This is a genomic window from Klebsiella sp. 141161 (genome assembly GCF_050600815.1).
GTDB classification, from domain to species: Bacteria; Pseudomonadota; Gammaproteobacteria; order Enterobacterales; family Enterobacteriaceae; genus Klebsiella; species Klebsiella aerogenes.
The window spans coordinates 26301-46072 of the sequence record NZ_JAQIRN010000004.1 but is presented as its reverse complement, the minus strand read 5'-3'; the positions used below and the strand labels follow the sequence as shown (position 1 = coordinate 46072).

The window sequence follows — 19772 nt, the reverse complement described above, 5'->3', positions numbered from 1 at the left end:
ATAACGTTCTGTTATGGCGGTTTTTTTTATTTGATTGCCTTAATCACATCAACTCTGTGAGGCAATAACCCGTTTTTCCTTTCAGGAAAAGAGTGTTGTCCAAATGGCAACTCGTACTCCCTGGCGCTAGCCACTATGCTGTACGCCATTCTTATTGCGAGGGTCCTATGGCACGCTTTCTTATCTGCAGTTTCGCATTGGTACTGCTCTATCCATCCGGCATTGATATGTATCTGGTCGGCCTACCGCGTATCGCCCAGGATCTTGGCGCCAGCGAGGCGCAGCTGCATATCGCCTTCTCGGTCTATTTAGCCGGCATGGCTACCGCGATGCTTTTTGCCGGGCGCGCGGCGGATAAATCCGGGCGTAAACCGGTCGCGATTTTCGGCGCCATCACCTTCATACTGGCCTCGCTACTGTGCTCGCAGGCGCATAACAGCACGCATTTCCTGATCGGCCGCTTTATCCAGGGGATCGGCGCGGGAAGCTGCTACGTCGTCGCTTTTGCCGTTCTGCGCGATACGCTGGACGAGCGCCGCCGCGCCAAGGTACTGTCGCTGCTTAATGGCATTACCTGCATTATTCCCGTCCTCGCGCCGGTACTTGGCCATCTGATCATGTTGAAATATCCGTGGCAGAGCCTGTTCTACACCATGACAGGCATGGGGGTGATGGTAGGGTTATTGTCGGTGTTTATCCTGCGTGAGACGCGCCCGGCAACGCATTTTCATGCAGGCGCACAGCACAATGGCGCCGCAGAGTCGCTGCTAAACCGTTTTTTCCTCAGCCGTATAGTCATTACGACTCTCAGCGTCACCGCAATTCTGACCTACGTAAACGTCTCACCGGTACTGATGATGGAAGAAATGGGTTTCGACCGCGGAACTTATTCAATGGCGATGGCGCTGATGGCAATGGTCAGCATGGCCGTGTCGTTCTCCACGCCGTTTGCCCTGACGCTGTTTAAACCGCGCACCCTGATGCTGACCTCGCAGACGTTGTTCCTTGTCGCTGGCGTGGTATTGAGCCTCGCCGCCAGCCAGCCCATCACCATGCTGGGATTAGGCATGATCTGCGCGGGTTTCTCGGTTGGCTTTGGCGTCGCGATGAGCCAGGCGTTGGGGCCTTTCACGTTGCGGGCGGGCGTCGCCAGCTCCGCTCTCGGCATCGCTCAGGTCTGTGGTTCTTCGCTGTGGATTTGGCTGGCGGCTATCATCGGGCTGAGCGCCATGAATATGCTGATCGGGATACTCATTGCCTGTAGCATAGTCAGTATTGTTCTGATACTGGTCGTCTCGCCGGCGCGCGCGACGCAAGATAATGAAGAAATCCCTGTCGAGTCTCGATCTTAACTTACTGCTATGTCTGCAGCTTCTGACCCAGGAGCGCAGCGTCACCCGCACGGCGAAACGGATGAACGTTTCGCCGTCGGCGGTGAGTAAATCACTGGCCAAGCTACGCGCCTGGTTTGACGATCCGCTATTTGTTAAAACCCCACTAGGGCTGGCGCCAACGCCGTTAATGAGCAGCATGGAGCAGGATCTTGCCGACTGGATGCAGATGGGCAATCAGATCCTCGATAAACCGCACCATACCATGCCAAGCGGCCTGAAGTTCGAGCTGGCGGCGGAATCGCCGCTGCTGATGATCCTGTTCAACACCCTCTCCCAGCAAATTTATCAACGTTATCCACAGGCGCTGATCCGTTTACGCAACTGGGATTACGACTCGCTGGATGCCATTATTCGCGGCGAGGTTGATATCGGTTTTTGCGGCCGGGAAACCCATCCGCGTTCGCGCGAACAGTTGAGCCTGCTGCCGTGGTATATCGATTTTGATGTCCTGTTTAGCGACCTGCCGCAGGTGTGGCTGCGCGCCGATCATCCGGCGCTCAATGAAGAGTGGAACCTGGCGGCTTTCCTGCGCTATCCGCACATCAATATCTGCTGGGAACAAAGCGACACCTGGGCGCTGGATGATGTGCTGCATGACCTGGGCTACAAACGGACCGTCGCGCTGACTCTGCCCGGCTTTGAACAGTCGCTGTTCATGGCGGCGCAGCCGAATCACACCATGATAGCCACCGCGCCGCGCTATTGTCAGCACTATAATCAGCAGCATCATCTGCCGCTGGTATCACGCCCGCTGCCGCTGGAGCCGCAGCTGCTGGAAAAAATGCGCGTGCCGTTCACCCTGCTGTGGCATAAGCGTAATAGCTATAATCCAAAGATCGTATGGCTCAGAGAGACCCTTAAACAGCTCTATTCCAATACACTGTAGGGAAATTGCCCATCATCCTCACGTTGTTGCGCAAGAAATTGTAAAAGTCAGACATTATCCCTTCTCAAGGAAGAATTTCCGCATTAAAACCTGCTCATTGTGAGCGATAATATCATTCACAATTTTTATCTCTGACCATTAATCACGGAGCGACGAATGGCAACGCATTTTGCAAGAGGGATACTCAACACCAGGGAGCCGCTATCGACGCGTTTGTCGGCGGCATGTCATCAATCCGCACGTAACCTACCCGAATACCGACAGAGCCGCTATCGCGCCTCGCGTTCGCTGCTCGCTGAACTGCTTTTCATGCTTTATGGTATCGGCGAGCTGCCGGAAATCATCAGCGAACCCAGTGGACGGCCCGTATTTCGCGATCCCCACCTTCCCCGCTTTTCCATCTCTTATGCCGGGAATATCGTCGGCGTAGCGCTGACGACCGAAGGTGACTGCGGTCTCGATATGGAACTGCAGCACGCCTCGCGTGGCGTCCATCCTCTGCATGCCGCCGATCGCTATGTCTTCAATAGCAATGAGAATTTATGGATTAACATCCAGCACGATCCGGATGAAGCCCGCGCTCAACTGGTGGCGCTGCGCCGAAGCGTGCTGAAGCTCACCGGTGAAGCCCCCGTGCGAGTACAACTGCTGCCGGGGTCTGGTCGCCTGCGTACCGCTGGCACCCAATCGATTGAAGCCATCTGCGATGCTGAGACGCTGCTGGTGTGGTCAATCGCCGTCACCCCGAATATCGGGCCGCTGAAGGTCTGGGAATTTGATAGTAAAGAGGGCTGGCGCTGCCTGCCTGATGCGCAAACGCGCGCCAAAGAGACTGACGCGCGCCTGATGCGCTTTACCAGCTTACCGGTAGAAAAAGTATTCTCCCTCAACTGACCGGTTTAGCCGGCCATCATGATGCAAAGGAGCACTCATGTCTGATACGTTGAAAGTTGTTACGTTACTCGGAAGTCTGCGCAAAGGTTCTTTTAATGCCATGGTTGCGCGCACGCTGCCAGGCATTGCGCCTGCGGGCATGGAAATCTCCGCGCTGCCGTCGATCGGCGATATTCCGCTGTACGATGCCGATATCCAACAGGAAGAGGGGTTCCCGCAGAGCGTGCAGGAGATCGCGAAACAAATCCGCGAAGCGGACGGCGTGGTGATCGTTACCCCGGAATATAACTACTCGGTACCCGGCGGCCTGAAGAACGCCATCGACTGGCTCTCACGTCTGCCGGAACAGCCGCTGGCCGGTAAGCCGGTGCTGATCCAGACCAGCTCAATGGGCGCTATCGGCGGGGCGCGTTGTCAGTATCATCTGCGCCAGATTCTGGTCTTCCTCGATGCGATGGTGATGAACAAGCCGGAGTTTATGGGCGGCGTGATTCAGAACAAAGTCGATCCGCAGGCAGGGGAAGTGGTCGATCAGAGCACGCTGGACCATCTGCGCGGCCAATTGACCGCCTTTGGCGATTATATTCAGCGGGTTAAAGCATAAAAAAAGCCCGGCAGCGATGCCGGGCTTTCTCATCATGTGTGCGGATCAATGCGCATCGATAAAGACAATTTTCAGCACGAACAGCAGCGAAACGATAATCACGCACGGGCTGAGTTCACGCAGACGGCCGGTACCAATCTTCATCACGCAGTAGGAAATAAAGCCCAGGGCGATACCTTCGGTAATCGAGAAGCTGAACGGCATCATCACCGCGGTGATAAACGCCGGTACCGCTTCCGTCAGGTCATCCCACTTCACGCGCGCCAGGCTTGAGGTCATCAGCACGCCAACGTAAATCAGCGCCCCGGCGGCGGCGTAGGCCGGAACCATCCCCGCCAGCGGCGACAGGAAGATGACCAGCAGGAACAGGATACCCACGACAACGGCGGTCAGGCCGGTACGCCCGCCAACGGAAACGCCGGAGGAGGATTCGATATAGGCCGTAACCGAAGAGGTGCCAATAAAGGAGCCGGCGACGGACGACACGCTATCGACAAACAGCGCCTGCTTCATGCGCGGGAATTTACCCTGCGCATCCGCCAGCCCGGCTTTATCGGTGACGCCAATCAGGGTGCCGGAGGAGTCGAACAGGTTAACCAGCATGAACGAGAAGATCACGCCCGCCAGGCCAAGGTTCAGCGAACCGGCCAGATCGACCTGACCCACAACCGAGGTTACGCTCGGCGGCGCGGAGACGATGCCGGTGTAGTGCACATCGCCGAGCATCCAGCCCAACAGGGTGGTAACGACGATAGAGACCAGAACGGCGGCATGAATATTACGCGATGCCAGGATAGCGATAATAAAGAACCCGAGAACGCCCAGCAGCACGCTATGGGAAGTCAGGTTGCCAATGCTGACCAACGTGTCCTGGTTCGCCACGATAACGCCAGCGTTCTTCAGGCCCATCATGCCGATAAACAGCCCGATACCGCTGGTGATACCGACGCGCAGGCTCACCGGGATATTGGCAATCATCCAGTAGCGAACGCGGAAGAGGGTCAGCAGCAGCAGGCCGACGGCGCCCCAGAAAATCGCGCCCATTCCCACCTGCCACGGCAGGCCCATCGCCTGAACCACCACGAAGGCAAAGAAGGCATTCAGCCCCATCGCTGGCGCCAGCGCTACCGGCAGATTCGCGAACAGCCCCATCAGGATGCTGCCGAAGGCCGCGATCAGACAGGTGGTCACAAAGACAGCGCTGGTATCCATACCCGCCACGCCAAGAATTTGTGGGTTCACGAAGACGATGTAGACCATCGTCAGGAACGTGGTGAAACCGGCGATCGCTTCAGTGCGCACCGTGGTGCCGTGCTCGCGCAGTTTAAATACGCGCTCCAGCAGACCCTGGCCAGAAGACTGGCTGGTTGGTTGTTGACTCATTATCGGTTTCCGAACGTAAAGGAGGGAAAATTCGAGGCTATCCTATACCAAATTACGGCACCAGGCGCGGTTGTATGGTAATTTTTTTCATTTATTTTGCTTATACGGCAACGATTGCGTCGCGGCATTGAGCATTACGAAAACGTTAAACTTGTTAAACTGGAAAGAGTATGACCCAACCACAAGCAGTATTTTTCGATTGTGACGGCACGCTGGTCGATAGCGAGGTGATTTGCTCACGCGCCTATGTTCACATGTTTCAGGAATTCGGTATTACGCTGGATTTAGCCGAAATTTTTAAGCGCTTCAAGGGCGTTAAGCTGTACGAGATTATCGACACCATCAACGCTGAATATGGCGTTAACCTGAAAAAAGAAACCCTGGAGCCGGTGTACCGCGCCGAAGTCGCCCGTCTGTTCGATAGCGAGCTGGAGATCATCCCCGGCGCCGCTGCGCTGCTGGACGCGGTGAAGATCCCCATGTGCGTGGTGTCGAATGGCCCGGTCAGTAAAATGCAGCATTCGCTCGGTAGAACGCAGATGCTGCACCACTTCCCAGACCGGCTGTACAGCGGTTACGACATTCAGCGCTGGAAACCCGACCCGGCGCTGATGTTCCATGCGGCAGAGGCCATGCAGGTACAAGTCGAAAACTGTATTCTGGTCGATGATTCCAGCGCGGGAGCCCAATCAGGGATCGCCGCGGGTATGGAAGTCTTTTACTTCTGCGCCGACCCGCACAACCAACCGATCGATCATCCGAAAGTAACGACCTTTACCGATTTAGCTGAGCTGCCGGCATTGTGGAGAGCGCGTGGCTGGGATATTACTCGTTAAGACCCGACGTCACTACGCTCGGTCGGGCTACGGTTGGTCACAACGGTAGCCCCGCTGGCCAGCGGCTTTTTAGTGCTGCAATTCCGCCGCAGCCGCTTTATCCGCAATAATCACCAACGAAGGGTGCAACTTGAGCACAGAGGCCGGTACCTGTTCGCTGACCGGGCCTTCCACCACCTGCTTTAGCGCTTGCGCTTTCGCCGCGCCGCTGACAATCAACAGCAGGTTTTTTGCCGCCATCACGCTTTTCGGCCCCATGGTGACATAGCTATCCGGCACCACGTTGAAATCGCCCCCCATCTCACCGTTCGCGACAATGCCAATCAGATCCCCCTGAATCGGCACTTCGACCGTCTCATCATGAAAACGTGTAGTGTTCGGCAGGTTGCCGCAAAAATGGCCGTCGGCGCCCAGCCCCAGCACGACCAGGTCAAGACCGCCGGCCTCTTCGAGGCGGCGATCGTGTTGAGCCGCGTTCTCCAGCGTCAATTTATGGATGTTGTCTTCTTTGATTTGCGCTGGAGTAAAAAACAGCTGGCGCAGGTTGGAAATCGTCACCCCTTCACGCTGCTGGCCGCGAAAAGGAATCTCATCAAAGTTGTAATAGTGAACCCGATCATAGAATGATTTCCCTTTGATGGCGGCGGTCAAATGCTCATACATACGCTTCGGCGTACTCCCCGCCGTCACCGCCAGATTCATCCGTCGCGGCACCGTGATATAGCCTAAAAGATGATGGCAGGCGACCAGGCTCATCTCTTCATAATCTTCCGTCACAATCAATTTCATCTCATCTTCCTTTACTGGTTGAGACAGGGGGCGCCATGCCCCCTGACGGTTATTTAAAGAGCTTTTGCACAAACTCGGCATAGGCCGGACGCCAGACGTCCATTTCATGATTCAGGCCGGGATAAGAGTGGTAATCAAATTTGATCTTCTGCTTTTCCAGTTCGCTTTTCAGGCCGGCAATATCTTTGCCAGTGACGGCGTCTTTTTCGCCAACCACCAGCGTAAAGTTACGCAGTTGTTTATTGATGGCGTCAGGATTATTCAACTGCGCCTCCACGCCAGCATCGGGAACCGTGGTTGTCGTAACCCCGCTAAAGGTGGCAAGCCACCCGAAGCTCTCAAGATGGTTCATCCCGGACACCAGCGCCTGGTAACCGCCCTGCGACAGCCCCGCCAGCGCCCGGCCGTCGGCATCTTTACGCACGTTAAATCGGGAATCGATCAGCGGAATGATGTCGTGCATCAGTTCGTTGTCTGCGGCTTTCGCATTGAGTGGATAGAAGTTTTTACGCCGCTCCTGCGGCGGGAAGTTTTCCGCGATCGCTTGAGGAATATCGGTTTCGGTATCCGGCACCACCACCAGCATCGGCTTGATTTTGCCCTCCGCCAGCAGGTTATCCATCATTTGCGGGATGCGCCCCTGGTCGATGGCCGACAGGCCGCTATCGCCAAAACCGTGGTAGAAATAGAGCACCGGCAACGGTTCGCCGCTGCCGTTATAGCCCGGCGGCGTCCAGACATAGACGCGGCGTTCTGACTTAAGCGCCGTCGAATGGTAGGTGACGGTACGCAGATCGCCGTGCGGGACTGCCCGATCGTCAAGAATGCTGCCGGGCACCAGGATCAGGCTGGTATTCACCTGGCGCTGCGGTTTCTGGTAGCGGCTACCGGTATCGACGGAACGAAAACCGTCCACATCGAAGTAGTACTCATAAAGATTGGCGGCCAGGCGATCGCTTTTCCACGTCCATACGCCCTGGGTATCTTTGGTCATGTCATGAGAGACAAACGTATCCGGCGTCGATCCCGTGACGACGGATACGCGCCTGGCATCGGGGGCAAATAACCGGAAAGTCACGCTGTTATCCGTATTCACCTGAGTAATATACTGGCTGACAGGAATGGCGGCATCAGGCATCGTCGGCAGCGGAGCGGCGTGCGCCGTAATTGTGGCGCCAGCCAGCGCCAGGGCGAAGTAGATTGCATGTCGTTTCATTTTGATTCCTTTTTACGTTTTTATGAGCAGGAGCTTGCGGCCTTACCACCAAATTTCGGCCTGCGCGCCGAGGGCGAATTGGTCGTTCTTGCCATCTTCAAAAACCGCGGTGGTATTGTTAGCAGCCTTATCCAGGTCGATATCTTCGGCTTTAATATAAGTCGCATAAAAGCGGATTTCCGGGCGCGAGGTCAGCATACTGGTATTAACTTTGAAGGTATGGAATAAGGTGGTCTTATAACCGGATTCGTTATATTTCTTCCCCATCACATCTTTGTTCTGCTGTTTGAAGTATCCCAGCTCAACACCGGTCTGATTATATTTATTCCAGATATATGCCGGACGAACCACGGCGCGAATAGATTCAAAATCTGAATGGGCGCCGGTTTCATAGCTATAAACGTCATTACCAAATGAATAAACGATCGCATTAGCCATAATGACATCATCGCGCAGATAGGTTTCCCCCTGTGAGGTTAAGCGTACGGCGGTGCCGTTGGTATGATCGCCATAATAACGCCCATTATTGGTGGTATACGGGCTCGATCCGGCATAGCGCGAGAAGCTGCTGGCGATGGAGTTGTTCGCCAGTAATAATGAGAATTCGTTAAAGCCGCCGTTATCAAATTTCTGCGTTAACGAAGTTCCCACCATCCAGGTATCTTTCCATTGATAGTAACCTTCATTCCCCTCTTTATATTTCTCTGATGAACTCTGATTCGCAGCGACATAGCGCCCGCTCACCATCAGCGAGGCTTTATCCCACAGCGGAATATCTTTGTAACGTACATCCAGGGTATTGGTATTAATTTGCTGCTTATTGGTCAAAGAGCGGTCGTAGTCATCGATGTCTTCGCGCACCAGCGCGATATCAAATTTACCGGCGCCCACCTTCCAGTTTTCAAGCCCTACGCCAGCTGCCGCATCGGTTCTTTGCGTTTTCCAGTCCAGCATCTGGATCTCGATTTTCGGCGCGCCGTGCTTACCGACCCAGAAATCCGCTTCCGGGGCAAACGGCAGAAAGCCTTTGGTGTTGACGTACATATCCGAGAACTGAAGGTAGTTTTCGCCGCCGGCATTGTCACCAAACCAGCCGGTAGAATATTGCTGACCCACGTTGCCATCGAGCATCACGATGGCGTCCACACGTTTATCGCCTTCCTGAAAAACGCGCTGTTTAAGCTGTAAATCAAACCAGCCGGAATACTCGTTACCCAAACGGCCAAGCGAGCCGATGGCCCACGATTTTGGCGAGCCGTGCGAGGCAGTTCCCCAGCCAGAACGGTAATAGCCGTTATAGCTAAAGCCAATTTCATCTTTCACGAATTTGCTAAAATCTTTCAGCGTCATGGCGCTATAGGCAGGCTCACCGCCCTGCTCGGATTGTTCATTTTTGACCAGCACCGCATCCGGCTTAGCGGCCGCTTTGGTCGCCGTGGGCGCTTCCGCGCTCCGGCTCTTCTGGCTATTTACCGGTTGCGACCAGGCGGCCCAGACCTGGTTCCTTTTTTTCTCCTGATCCTGATATTTCTTGAGTTCTTTTTGTGTGTCCTGAAGCGCTTTTTCCAGAAGCTCCAGCCGTTGTTCAACCGTAAGTTGCCCGGCAATAAGATTTGTTGAATAAGAAAGCGGCGCCAGCAAAACCATCGCCGAAGCGATCATATTTCTTCTAATCATAATAATCCCTTATATAAGCATTGGCGTAAATGAAACACGTAATTAATAAATGGCGTTATGTTTTTAATAAACTGCACTAATACCATTCCACGTAACTGCAGCTTTTATTTTCATGCCGAATAAGTAGCAAAAAAAAACCTGAAGGAGACCATCTGCATTAACAGATAATCCTCTTCAGGTTTTGCCCGCTCATTGCGGTAACAACCCTTATCAGCAAACCATTCAGCGTCTAAAACAAAAAAACCTGACATCGCCGCCTGGGGCAATATCAGGTTTTGCCTGCTGTCGCAGTAACAATCCATTTTAACCATCTGAGCTTCAGCGCTCAGTCAGTGAGAGGGATTGTTACGCGAGAAAATTTAAAACTCAAATAGTCAGAGTATTAATTGTGACGATAATCGCAGCAATATGTCTGCTATGCGCAAAATCATAGTTGATTCTGATAATCTCCTTTACCAGAATCAACCATCGTGATCTTTACTCTTTCGGATCTTTACCCGCGAGCAGCTTATCCAGTTCGTCGCCGCCTACGTGACGGAAATCCTGGCCTTTAACGAAGTAGAAAATATATTCGCAGATATTCTGGCAGCGATCGCCGATACGTTCGATGGAGCGCGCGCAGAACAGCGCGGTCAGGACGCTCGGAATGGTACGTGAATCTTCCATCATATAGGTCATCAGTTGACGCACGATGCCTTCATACTCCTGGTCGACTTTCTTGTCTTCGCGATAGATACGTACCGCTTCATCGAGATCCATACGCGCAAAGGCATCCAGTACATCATGCAGCATCTGCACGGTATGGCGGCCCAGCGACTCCAGGCTCACCAGCAGCGGCTGGTGCTGCTGGGAAAACTTCTCCAGCGCGGTGCGGCAGATTTTATCCGCCACGTCGCCAATACGTTCCAGCTCGGCGATAGTCTTGATGATCGCCATTACCAGCCGCAGGTCGCTGGCGGTCGGCTGACGTTTAGCGATGATGCGCACGCAGGCCTCGTCGATCGCCACTTCCATCATATTGACCTGCTTGTCGCCGTCGATTACGCGCTTCGCCAGATCGCTGTCCTGATTGTGCATCGCGGTGATCGCATCAGAAAGCTGCTGCTCCACCAGCCCACCCATGGTCATCACCTGGGTGCGTATGTACTCCAGTTCTGCGTTGAACTGGCCGGAAATATGTTTATTAAGATTTAAGTTATCCATGATGTCTCCTGATTGCCCATCGGGTTAGCACCTGAAAGCAGAAGGGCAATCAACCGTAGCGGCCAGTAATATAATCTTCAGTTTGTTTCTTCGCGGGCTTGGTAAACAGATCGTCCGTGTTGCTGAATTCAATCAGCTCGCCAAGATACATAAATGCCGTATGGTCGGAACAACGCGCAGCCTGCTGCATGTTGTGGGTAACGATAACGACGGTGTAATCCTGCTTCAGCTCGGTGATAAGCTCCTCGATGCGCCCGGTGGAGATGGGGTCCAGCGCTGAGCAAGGTTCATCGAGCAACAGCACTTCCGGGCGAATCGCGATACCGCGGGCAATACACAGACGCTGCTGCTGACCACCGGAGAGAGAATACCCGCTCTGGTGCAGTTTATCTTTGGTTTCATTCCATAATGCGGCTTTGGTCAACGCCCACTGCACGCGCTCGTCCATATCGGCGCGCGACAGCTTCTCAAACAGGCGCACGCCGAAGGCGATGTTGTCATAGATGGACATCGGGAACGGCGTCGGCTTCTGGAATACCATCCCTACTTTCGCGCGCAGCAGCGCGATATCCTGGGTATTGGTGAGAATATTGTCGCCATCCAGCAGAATTTCGCCTTCCGCACGCTGCTCCGGGTACAGCTCAAACATCTTGTTGAACGTACGCAGCAGAGTGGATTTACCGCAGCCTGACGGGCCGATAAACGCCGTCACCTGGTTCTTAGCGATATCCAGGTTGATGTTCTTCAGGGCATGGAATTTGCCGTAGTAGAAGTTCAGGTCACGAACTGAAATTTTACCCGGATTCGCGTTCACCATACTCATCTCAATCTCTTCCTCATTCGGCGCCGCTTAGGCCGCGCCGCAAAAATTAACCGTGTTTCTTCTTCGCGAAGACAACGCGCGCCAGAATATTCAGCAGCAAGACGCACAGGGTGATAATCAATACCCCGGCCCATGCCAGTTGCTGCCATTCCGCGAACGGACTCATGGCAAATTTAAAAATGGTCACCGGCAGGTTGGCGATCGGCTGCATCATATCGGTGCTCCAGAACTGGTTGGAGAGCGCGGTGAACAGCAGCGGCGCCGTCTCCCCGGCGATACGGGCAATGGCCAGCAGGATACCGGTCATAATGCCGGATACCGACGCCTTAAGGGTGATCGCGGAAATCATCTTCCACTTCGGCGTCCCCAGCGCATAGGCTGCTTCACGCAGGCTATCCGGCACCAGCTTCAGCATGTTTTCAGTGGTACGAATCACGATTGGCACCTGCAGCAGCGCCAGCGCGATAACGCCCGCCCAGCCGGAGAAGTGCTGCATCTGCGCCACCACGATGGTGTAGACGAACAGCCCCACGACGATAGATGGCGCGGAAAGCAGAATATCGTTGATAAAGCGGATGATTTCCGCCAGTACCGACTTTCTGCCGTACTCCGCCAGATAGATACCGGCCATGATGCCAAGCGGCGTACCAAAAACGGTCGCCCACAGGATCAGCAGGCCGCTGCCCGCCAGGGCATTCGCCAGACCGCCGCCCGCGGTATTCGGCGGCGGCGTCATTTCGGTAAACAGCGCCAGACTCATGCCGTCGATGCCACGCGTGATGGTCGACATCAGGATCCAGATAAGCCAGAAGAGACCAAACGCCATAGTCGCCATCGACAGGGTCAGGGCGATGCGGTTCTTCAGGCGGCGCTTAGCCTGCATCTTGCGACGGGATTCCGCCAGCGCGGCGGTGGTTTGCAATTCGATCGTTGCCATTAGCGTGCCCCCTCGTTCTTAGCGAGACGCATAATCATGAACTTCGACGCGGCCAGAACGATAAAGGTGATAACGAACAGGATCAGACCCAGTTCCATCAGCGCCGCTACGTGCAGGCCGCTTTCCGCTTCCGCGAATTCATTGGCCAGCGCCGAGGTAATACTGTTGCCCGGCATATACAACGAAGCGCTGTCTAGCTGATAGGTGTTACCGATGATAAAGGTGACAGCCATGGTTTCACCCAGCGCGCGCCCCAGGCCGAGCATGACGCCGCCGATCACCCCGTTTTTGGTGAACGGCAGCACGATGCGCCAAATCACCTCCCACGTGGTGCAGCCGATCCCATATGCGGACTCTTTCATCATCACCGGAGTCTGCTCGAAGACATCGCGCATTACGGCGGCGATATAAGGAATGATCATGATGGCCAGAATGACGCCGGCCGCCAGGATGCCAATACCGAACGCCGGGCCGGCAAACAGCGCACCGACAAAGGGGATCGTCGAAAGGACGTTGCCGACTGGTTCCTGGAAGTAAGTCGCAAACAGCGGGGCGAAAATAAACAGGCCCCACATGCCGTATACGATACTCGGGATCGCCGCCAGCAGCTCAATAGCAATACCCAGCGGGCGTTTTAGCCAGGCTGGGGAGAGTTCAGTCAGGAACAGCGCGATGCCGAAGCTCACCGGAACGGCGATCAACAACGCGATAATTGAGGTAACCAGAGTCCCGTAAATCGGTACCAGCGCACCGAAGATTTCATTCGGCGCATCCCACTCTTTGGTCCACAAAAAGGAAAAGCCAAATTTCTGAATACTTGGCCATGAAGAGATGATGAGGGAAACGATGATGCCACCCAGCATCAATAGCACAATCAGCGCAGCCAGTTTCACCAGCGCGCTGAAGATCATGTCACCCTTTTTCCCCGGAGGGTTGAATGCCGGCTTGGTTGCAGCCATAGGTTACTCTTTAAGTTCGGGCCCAAAAAGCCAGCATTTTACTGAGCTTATGGGCAAAGGTAATGCTATACCCGAAATAATTCGAGCTGCAGGAAGCTCGCCGGCAGCTCGACATTCCGCGGGTATTAGTACAGCGCTTTACCGCTGCTGTCTTTCACGTTGGTTTTCCATGCGGCGCGAACCTGCTCAACCACGCTGTCCGGCAGGCTGGCGTAATCCAGCGCATTCGCTTCTTTGCCGCCGTTTTTATATGCCCAGTCGAAGAACTTCAGCACTTCCGCGGTATTCTCCGGCTTATTGGAGGCCTTGTGGACGAGGATGAAAGTGGTTGAGGTGATCGGCCATGCATTTTCACCTTTCTGGTTAGTCAGGTCCTGAGCGAAGGACTTGCTCCAGTCGATACCTTTCGCCGCATTAGCGAAGTTGTCTTCCGTCGGGCTGACCGGCTTGCCGTCAGCAGACAGCAGTTTGGTGTAGGCCAGGTTATTCTGCTTAGCGTAAGCATACTCGACATAGCCGATAGCGCCCGGCAGACGCTGAACGAAGGCCGCGATACCGTCGTTGCCTTTACCGCCCAGGCCGGTTGGCCAGTTTACGGTAGAACCTGCGCCAATTTTAGATTTCCACTCTTCGTTCACTTTCGCCAGATAGCTGGTGAAGACGAAAGAAGTACCGGAACCATCCGCGCGGCGAACCACGGCGATGTTCTGAGCCGGCAGCTTCAGGCCAGGGTTGAGTTTAGCGATCGCTTCGTCATCCCATTTTTTGATTTTACCCAGATAGATGTCGCCAAGGGTTTTACCATCGAGCACCAGCTCGCCGGATTTAACGCCCGGCAGGTTAACCGCCAGCACCACGCCGCCGATAACGGTCGGGAACTGGAACAGGCCTTCCTGCGCCAGTTTGTCATCAGCCAGAGGAGCATCAGAAGCACCAAAATCCACGGTGTTGGCAATAATCTGTTTAACGCCGCCAGAGGAACCGATCCCCTGGTAGTTAACTTTATTGCCCGTTTCTTTCTGATAGGTATCAGCCCATTTGGCATACACCGGAGCAGGGAAAGTTGCACCTGCGCCAGTCAGGCTTGCTGCTGCGAAAGCAGAGAAAGCGCTCATCGATAAGGTCGCGGCGACAACTGTTGCGACGGTGGTACGCATAACGTTCATAATGTCTCCTGCTGGGATTCGTAAACCGTTGTTTCGAAGCTATGGTGAGCAAAATAGGACAAACAGGTGACAGTAAAATGTACGAATTATGACAGTTTTATGACATACCGGGGTAAAGTAAGATAAGCCAAAATAAAACCAATAATATCAATGCATTGAAATTTTATCTATTGGTCATATGACAGGAAGATTTGGCTTTTATTACATGATTATGGATAGCGTAAAATCATCTGGCAACGTTGAGATGTTGGGCAACCATAGCAAGCCTGATCGTACGGCGATAAAGCGTAAACAGTGTAAAAGCCGTTCCATTCATCAATCTACGGCCTAACCAGAGTATGGCTATCTCACACATAAAAAGAATGACCTTATTGGCAGCAATAGCTTCATCTGCGATGACGGCAAGCGCCAGGACTAGACAAAAAACAAACAAATTGGCGAGATATAGGTACATAAAAATACGTAATCCAACAGCATGACCTCGACCTACTAACCCTGCAGCTAAGCTGGTTATAACAATAACCCCTAATAGCAGCGGAAAGTAGAAAGCCAGAAAACGGGGCGGAGTAAGTTGGAGACTCTGCAATATAAAAGCCGCATTAACTGAAAAAATAACAATTAATATCAAATAAATACAAGCAGGAACTAGCGGAGAAGGTGATAAGCGTTGCCCATGAGACAAACTCATCATATCTGTTGTTGTATGCTGCGCGATCTCATCTCTATCTCTTCGCTTGATAAGTTGATCGATTTCCACACCATGCTTGAGAAGCGCTAAGAAATTATTACCACATAAGTTTTTCATTTTAGAATCGCCACTGAGTAAATTTCATTGGTTTCTATAAGCAATGGCGGTAACTCTATCCGCAAACACACAATCAACCGTTGATAGCAGATAAAAAATCCGGTATCCCTTTGCAGAAATACCGGATTATAGCGTCACTCACAAGAGTGTCGGTCCGTACAGCCTGATTACTCTACGGTCACCGATTTCGCCAGGTTACGCGGCTGGTCAACGTCGGTGCCTTTGATCAGCGCAACGTGATAAGCCAGTAGCTGCAGCGGCACGGTAAAGAAGATCGGCGCAATCACCTCTTCGACATGGGGCATCTCGATGATGTGCATGTTGTCGCTGCCGCTGAAACCGGCGTCTCCATCGGCGAAGACGTACAGTTCACCGCCGCGGGCGCGAACTTCTTCAATATTGGATTTCAGTTTTTCCAACAATTCGTTGTTCGGCGCCACAACGATGACCGGCATTTCGGCATCAATCAGCGCCAGCGGGCCGTGTTTCAGCTCGCCCGCCGCATAAGCTTCAGCATGAATGTAGGAGATCTCTTTCAGCTTCAGCGCCCCTTCCAGCGCGATCGGGTACTGATCGCCGCGGCCAAGGAACAGCGCGTGATGCTTATCGGAGAAACGTTCCGCCAGCTGTTCGATGCGCTTATCCTGCGACAGCATCTGCTCGATACGGTTCGGCAGCGCCTGCAGGCCATGCACGATATCCTGCTCGATAGCCGCGTCCTGGCCTTTGAGACGCGCCAGTTTCGCCACCAGCATCAACAGCACGGTCAGCTGAGTGGTAAAGGCTTTGGTCGATGCCACGCCGATTTCGGTACCGGCTTTGGTCATCAACGCCAGATCGGACTCGCGCACCAGCGAAGAGCCCGGAACGTTGCAGATGGCCAACGAACCCAGATAGCCGAGCTCTTTAGAGAGGCGCAGCGCCGCCAGGGTATCCGCCGTCTCACCTGACTGGGAGAGGGTGATCATCAGGCTGTTGCGGCGCACCGCGGATTTGCGGTAGCGGAATTCCGAAGCAATCTCGACATCGCACGGCACGCCGGCTAACGCTTCGAACCAGTAACGGGAGACCATCCCGGAGTTATACGAGGTTCCGCAGGCAACAATCTGGATATGCTCAACCTGCGACAGCAGCGCGTTGGCATTCGGCCCCAGTTCGCTGAGATCGACCTCGCCATGGCTGATGCGCCCGGTCAGGGTGTTCTTAATCGCGTTCGGCTGCTCGTAAATCTCTTTCTGCATATAGTGGCGATAAATCCCCTTATCACCGGCGTCATACTGCAGATTAGATTCGATCTCCTGGCGATTCACTTCCGCGCCGGATTTATCGAAAATCACCACCGTACGACGGGTAACTTCGGCAATATCGCCCTCTTCGAGGAAGATAAAGCGGCGGGTCACCGGCAGCAGCGCCAGCTGGTCAGAAGCGATAAAGTTTTCGCCCATGCCCAGGCCAATGACCAGCGGGCTGCCTGAGCGTGCCGCCAGCAGCGTCCCCGGATCGCGGGTATCCATGATCACCGTACCATAGGCGCCGCGCAGCTGCGGGATTGCGCGCAGCACGGCTTCACGCAAAGTGCCGCCCTGTTCCAGCTCCCAGTGCACCAGATGCGCGATAACTTCGGTATCGGTCTCAGAGACGAAGACATAGCCGCGGGACTGCAGCAGGGCGCGCAGCGGCTCATGGTTCTCGATGATCCCGTTATGGACCACCGCAATATGTTCAGAAACATGCGGATGCGCATTGCTCTCAGACGGCTCGCCGTGCGTCGCCCAGCGGGTATGGGCAATCCCGGTACCGCCGTGTAACGGTTGCTCTTCTACCGCCTGAGCCAGCATCTGAACTTTACCGAGACGACGAACGCGGGTCATATGACCTTCGTTATCGACCACAGCCAGACCGGCAGAGTCATAGCCACGGTATTCCAGACGACGTAAACCTTCGAGAAGGATTTCAGCAATATCACGCTGCGCGACTGCGCCAACAATTCCACACATAGTTAAATTTCCTGATAATGGCGATATGCCATGCGTTGTCGCTGACCTGTATTTGCCCTTTACGGGCGCCCCGAGCCTTGTAGAGAGTGGGGTTATTTTTATGGTACTGCTTGCGGAAGGGGACCTATATTGATCCTCTCATCCTGGTTCGCCGGGCGATCTCTCACCCGGCGACAATCTAATCACTACTTTTTCTTCACCGGACGCTGCCAGCCCTGTTTGTGGACCTGCGGCACGCGACTTAGCACCAGTTCGTTGTCAGCAATATTACGCGTGACGGTGGTGCCCGCGGCAATCGTCACGCCATTACCGACGCTGACCGGCGCGACCAGTTGCGTATCAGAACCGACAAACACATCATCGCCGATGATCGTTTTATGCTTATTTGCGCCATCATAGTTACAGGTGATAGTACCCGCGCCGATATTAACGTTGTCGCCAATTTCAGCATCGCCGAGGTAGGAGAGATGACCTGCCTTCGAACCTTTGCCCAGACGCGCTTTCTTCATTTCGACAAAGTTGCCGACGTGAGCGCCTTCCAGCAGCTCAGCCCCCGGACGCAGACGCGCAAACGGGCCGATGGTGCAGTCGGCCTGCAACTGCGCATCTTCAACCACGCTATACGGGCTGATTTCGCAGTCATCACCGATGACGCTGTCTTTGATGACGCAGCCGGCGCCGATCTTCACGCGATCGCCCAGCACGACATGACCTTGCAGAATAACGTTAGTATCAATTTCGACATCGCGCCCGTGTTTCAGCACGCCGCGCAGATCGAAACGCGCCGGGTCGCGCAGCATCACGCCCGCCAGCAGCAGCTTTTCCGCCTGCTCTGACTGATATACTCGCTCCAGACGCGCGAGTTGCAGGCGGTTGTTCACCCCTTCAACTTCGCTCAGACGCTGAGGATGCACCGCAACGATCTCATGACCTTCCTGATGGGCCATCGCGATAATATCGGTGATGTAGTATTCGCCCTGGGCGTTATTGTTAGTGAGCTTCGCCAACCAGCGTTTCAGGTCCGCGCCGTTAGCGACCAGAATCCCGGTATTGATCTCCTGAATCTGGCGCTGCGCTTCGCTGGCGTCTTTATGCTCAACGATACCTGTCACCTGGCCATTTTCTCGCGTGATGCGCCCATAACCGGTTGGATCATCCAGCTTCACCGTTAACAGGCCAATACCGCCCTGCGGTTTTGCGGCGCGCAGGCGCTGTAGCGTTTCAACCGAAATCAGCGGCACATCGCCATAGAGCATCAAGATATCTTCATCATCATTGAAGAACGGCGCCGCCTGCTGCATCGCATGGCCGGTACCGAGCTGCTCTGCTTGCAGCACCCAGTTGAGGTTATCTTCATGCAGCGTTTGACGCAGCAGATCGCCGCCGTGGCCGTACACCAGGTGTACCGCGGCAGCGCCTAAATCTTTAGCCGCATCAATGACGTGCTGAACCATTGGCTTCCCGGCCAAAGTATGCAGCACCTTAGGAAGATCGGAATACATGCGGGTCCCTTTGCCTGCGGCAAGGATAACCACGCTCATCGCACTGTTTGACATACGCATCCTGACAGCTGTTAGAACGAAAAGTAAAAGCCTTTCACGTTGAAATTGCTACATATTTTTCATCATGAAACGAGACGCGGAGAAAACGTCCAGGCTCAATGCTATACACCATTTTAGGGCGCTATTTTTCACCATCGCAAATCAGTTTAACGCTGAAAAACGATGATAGTGAGGGAGATAGTCTTCTATCTCACTGCTTTTGCTGTTTTTTTGTCACCTGAATAAAGCAGTGTTTTACCGTTGTCGCTGATAAATCGTAAGTTTCTAACCTGACAGAATTTTAGCCTGTCCCAGGCGGGAAAGGTCAATGAGTTTGGGCTGGAAAGTAATTAATGAGATGAATAAAAAGCAAAAAGGCCACCTTCAGGTGACCTTTTTTCAGCGGTTTCACATCGCATATGTTGTCGTTTTGATGAGCGATAGTACGTGAAAGCTGGGCGATAGCGCAGCGATTAGAAGCTCAGGGCGCTAAATTTGGCGATGATTTTATGAAACAGTTTCATGATGATTTCCAGATTGCAGGTACTATTTGATAACGTATTTTTTGTGACTAACATCACAAAAAAGAGTCTACGCCTCATCATTTAACTAATCAATAACAATTACGAGTCGCCAGTGTGAAATTTGCACAATATTACCGC

Annotated in this window: 18 protein-coding genes; 5 read left to right on the top strand and 13 right to left on the bottom strand. The window is 53.8% G+C overall.

All coding sequences use genetic code 11. The features are described from left to right. Positions 1-167 precede the first annotated feature (167 nt). The 4 genes from PGR79_RS12050 (at position 168) to PGR79_RS12035 (ending at position 3778) form a co-directional block, all read left to right on the top strand. A complete protein-coding gene (locus PGR79_RS12050; protein ID WP_113374100.1) occupies positions 168-1352 on the top strand; it encodes an MFS transporter in 1185 nt (394 codons plus the stop codon). Beyond that, positions 1321-2280: an HTH-type transcriptional regulator YidZ gene (gene yidZ, locus PGR79_RS12045; protein ID WP_087858870.1), complete on the top strand. Its 960-nt coding sequence runs from the start codon at positions 1321-1323 to the stop codon at positions 2278-2280. Before PGR79_RS12050 ends, yidZ begins: the two co-directional genes overlap by 32 nt. A gap of 309 nt (positions 2281-2589) precedes the next feature. Beyond that, entirely contained in the window at positions 2590-3174 is a 585-nt protein-coding gene (locus PGR79_RS12040; protein WP_183269086.1) for a 4'-phosphopantetheinyl transferase family protein, read from the top strand. Between the two features lie 37 nt (positions 3175-3211). Continuing rightward, positions 3212-3778 (top strand): NADPH-dependent FMN reductase, encoded by a 567-nt coding sequence (locus PGR79_RS12035; RefSeq protein ID WP_045378124.1) that lies wholly within the window; start codon positions 3212-3214, stop codon positions 3776-3778. Between the two features lie 45 nt (positions 3779-3823). Here PGR79_RS12035 and PGR79_RS12030 read toward each other — a convergent pair whose 3' ends face one another. After that, entirely contained in the window at positions 3824-5161 is a 1338-nt protein-coding gene (locus PGR79_RS12030; protein WP_015369021.1) for an NCS2 family permease, read from the bottom strand. A 170-nt stretch (positions 5162-5331) separates the two neighbouring features. On the opposite strand from PGR79_RS12030, the gene yieH reads away from it, so the two are divergent. Then, positions 5332-5997, top strand: coding sequence for a 6-phosphogluconate phosphatase (gene yieH, locus PGR79_RS12025; protein ID WP_113374101.1), 666 nt, complete (start codon positions 5332-5334; stop codon positions 5995-5997). Between the two features lie 69 nt (positions 5998-6066). Here yieH and PGR79_RS12020 read toward each other — a convergent pair whose 3' ends face one another. From PGR79_RS12020 to glmU, 12 genes are all read right to left on the bottom strand, one after another. Beyond that, on the bottom strand, positions 6067-6786 hold the full coding sequence (locus PGR79_RS12020; RefSeq protein ID WP_087858868.1) for a glucosamine-6-phosphate deaminase: 720 nt from the start codon (positions 6784-6786) through the stop codon (positions 6067-6069). Between the two features lie 49 nt (positions 6787-6835). After that, entirely contained in the window at positions 6836-8002 is a 1167-nt protein-coding gene (locus PGR79_RS12015) for an alpha/beta hydrolase-fold protein (RefSeq protein ID WP_395226726.1), read from the bottom strand. A 42-nt stretch (positions 8003-8044) separates the two neighbouring features. Next, positions 8045-9679: a carbohydrate porin gene (locus PGR79_RS12010; protein WP_395226727.1), complete on the bottom strand. Its 1635-nt coding sequence runs from the start codon at positions 9677-9679 to the stop codon at positions 8045-8047. Positions 9680-9789: 110 nt separating this feature from the next. Further along, the gene (locus PGR79_RS12005) at positions 9790-9990 is read right to left on the bottom strand and encodes a hypothetical protein (protein WP_081422713.1); all 201 of its coding nucleotides are present in this window, start codon (positions 9988-9990) and stop codon (positions 9790-9792) included. Between the two features lie 166 nt (positions 9991-10156). After that, the gene (phoU, locus tag PGR79_RS12000) at positions 10157-10882 is read right to left on the bottom strand and encodes a phosphate signaling complex protein PhoU (protein WP_004145007.1); all 726 of its coding nucleotides are present in this window, start codon (positions 10880-10882) and stop codon (positions 10157-10159) included. A gap of 49 nt (positions 10883-10931) precedes the next feature. Further along, positions 10932-11705 carry a phosphate ABC transporter ATP-binding protein PstB gene (gene pstB, locus PGR79_RS11995; RefSeq protein ID WP_015369015.1) on the bottom strand — a complete coding sequence of 258 codons (774 nt, stop codon included), beginning with the start codon at positions 11703-11705 and terminating at the stop codon, positions 10932-10934. A gap of 46 nt (positions 11706-11751) precedes the next feature. Then, positions 11752-12642 carry a phosphate ABC transporter permease PstA gene (pstA, locus tag PGR79_RS11990; RefSeq protein WP_015369014.1) on the bottom strand — a complete coding sequence of 297 codons (891 nt, stop codon included), beginning with the start codon at positions 12640-12642 and terminating at the stop codon, positions 11752-11754. After that, positions 12642-13601, bottom strand: coding sequence for a phosphate ABC transporter permease PstC (gene pstC / locus PGR79_RS11985; protein WP_015703914.1), 960 nt, complete (start codon positions 13599-13601; stop codon positions 12642-12644). Before pstC ends, pstA begins: the two co-directional genes overlap by 1 nt. Before the next feature lie 125 nt (positions 13602-13726). Further along, a complete protein-coding gene (gene pstS / locus PGR79_RS11980) occupies positions 13727-14767 on the bottom strand; it encodes a phosphate ABC transporter substrate-binding protein PstS (protein WP_015369012.1) in 1041 nt (346 codons plus the stop codon). 226 nt (positions 14768-14993) lie between these two features. Continuing rightward, entirely contained in the window at positions 14994-15572 is a 579-nt protein-coding gene (locus PGR79_RS11975) for a hypothetical protein (protein WP_430921741.1), read from the bottom strand. A 167-nt stretch (positions 15573-15739) separates the two neighbouring features. Then, the gene (glmS, locus tag PGR79_RS11970; RefSeq protein ID WP_113374104.1) at positions 15740-17569 is read right to left on the bottom strand and encodes a glutamine--fructose-6-phosphate transaminase (isomerizing); all 1830 of its coding nucleotides are present in this window, start codon (positions 17567-17569) and stop codon (positions 15740-15742) included. Positions 17570-17754: 185 nt separating this feature from the next. Next, on the bottom strand, positions 17755-19125 hold the full coding sequence (gene glmU / locus PGR79_RS11965; protein ID WP_113374105.1) for a bifunctional UDP-N-acetylglucosamine diphosphorylase/glucosamine-1-phosphate N-acetyltransferase GlmU: 1371 nt from the start codon (positions 19123-19125) through the stop codon (positions 17755-17757). Positions 19126-19772: the final 647 nt, after the last annotated feature.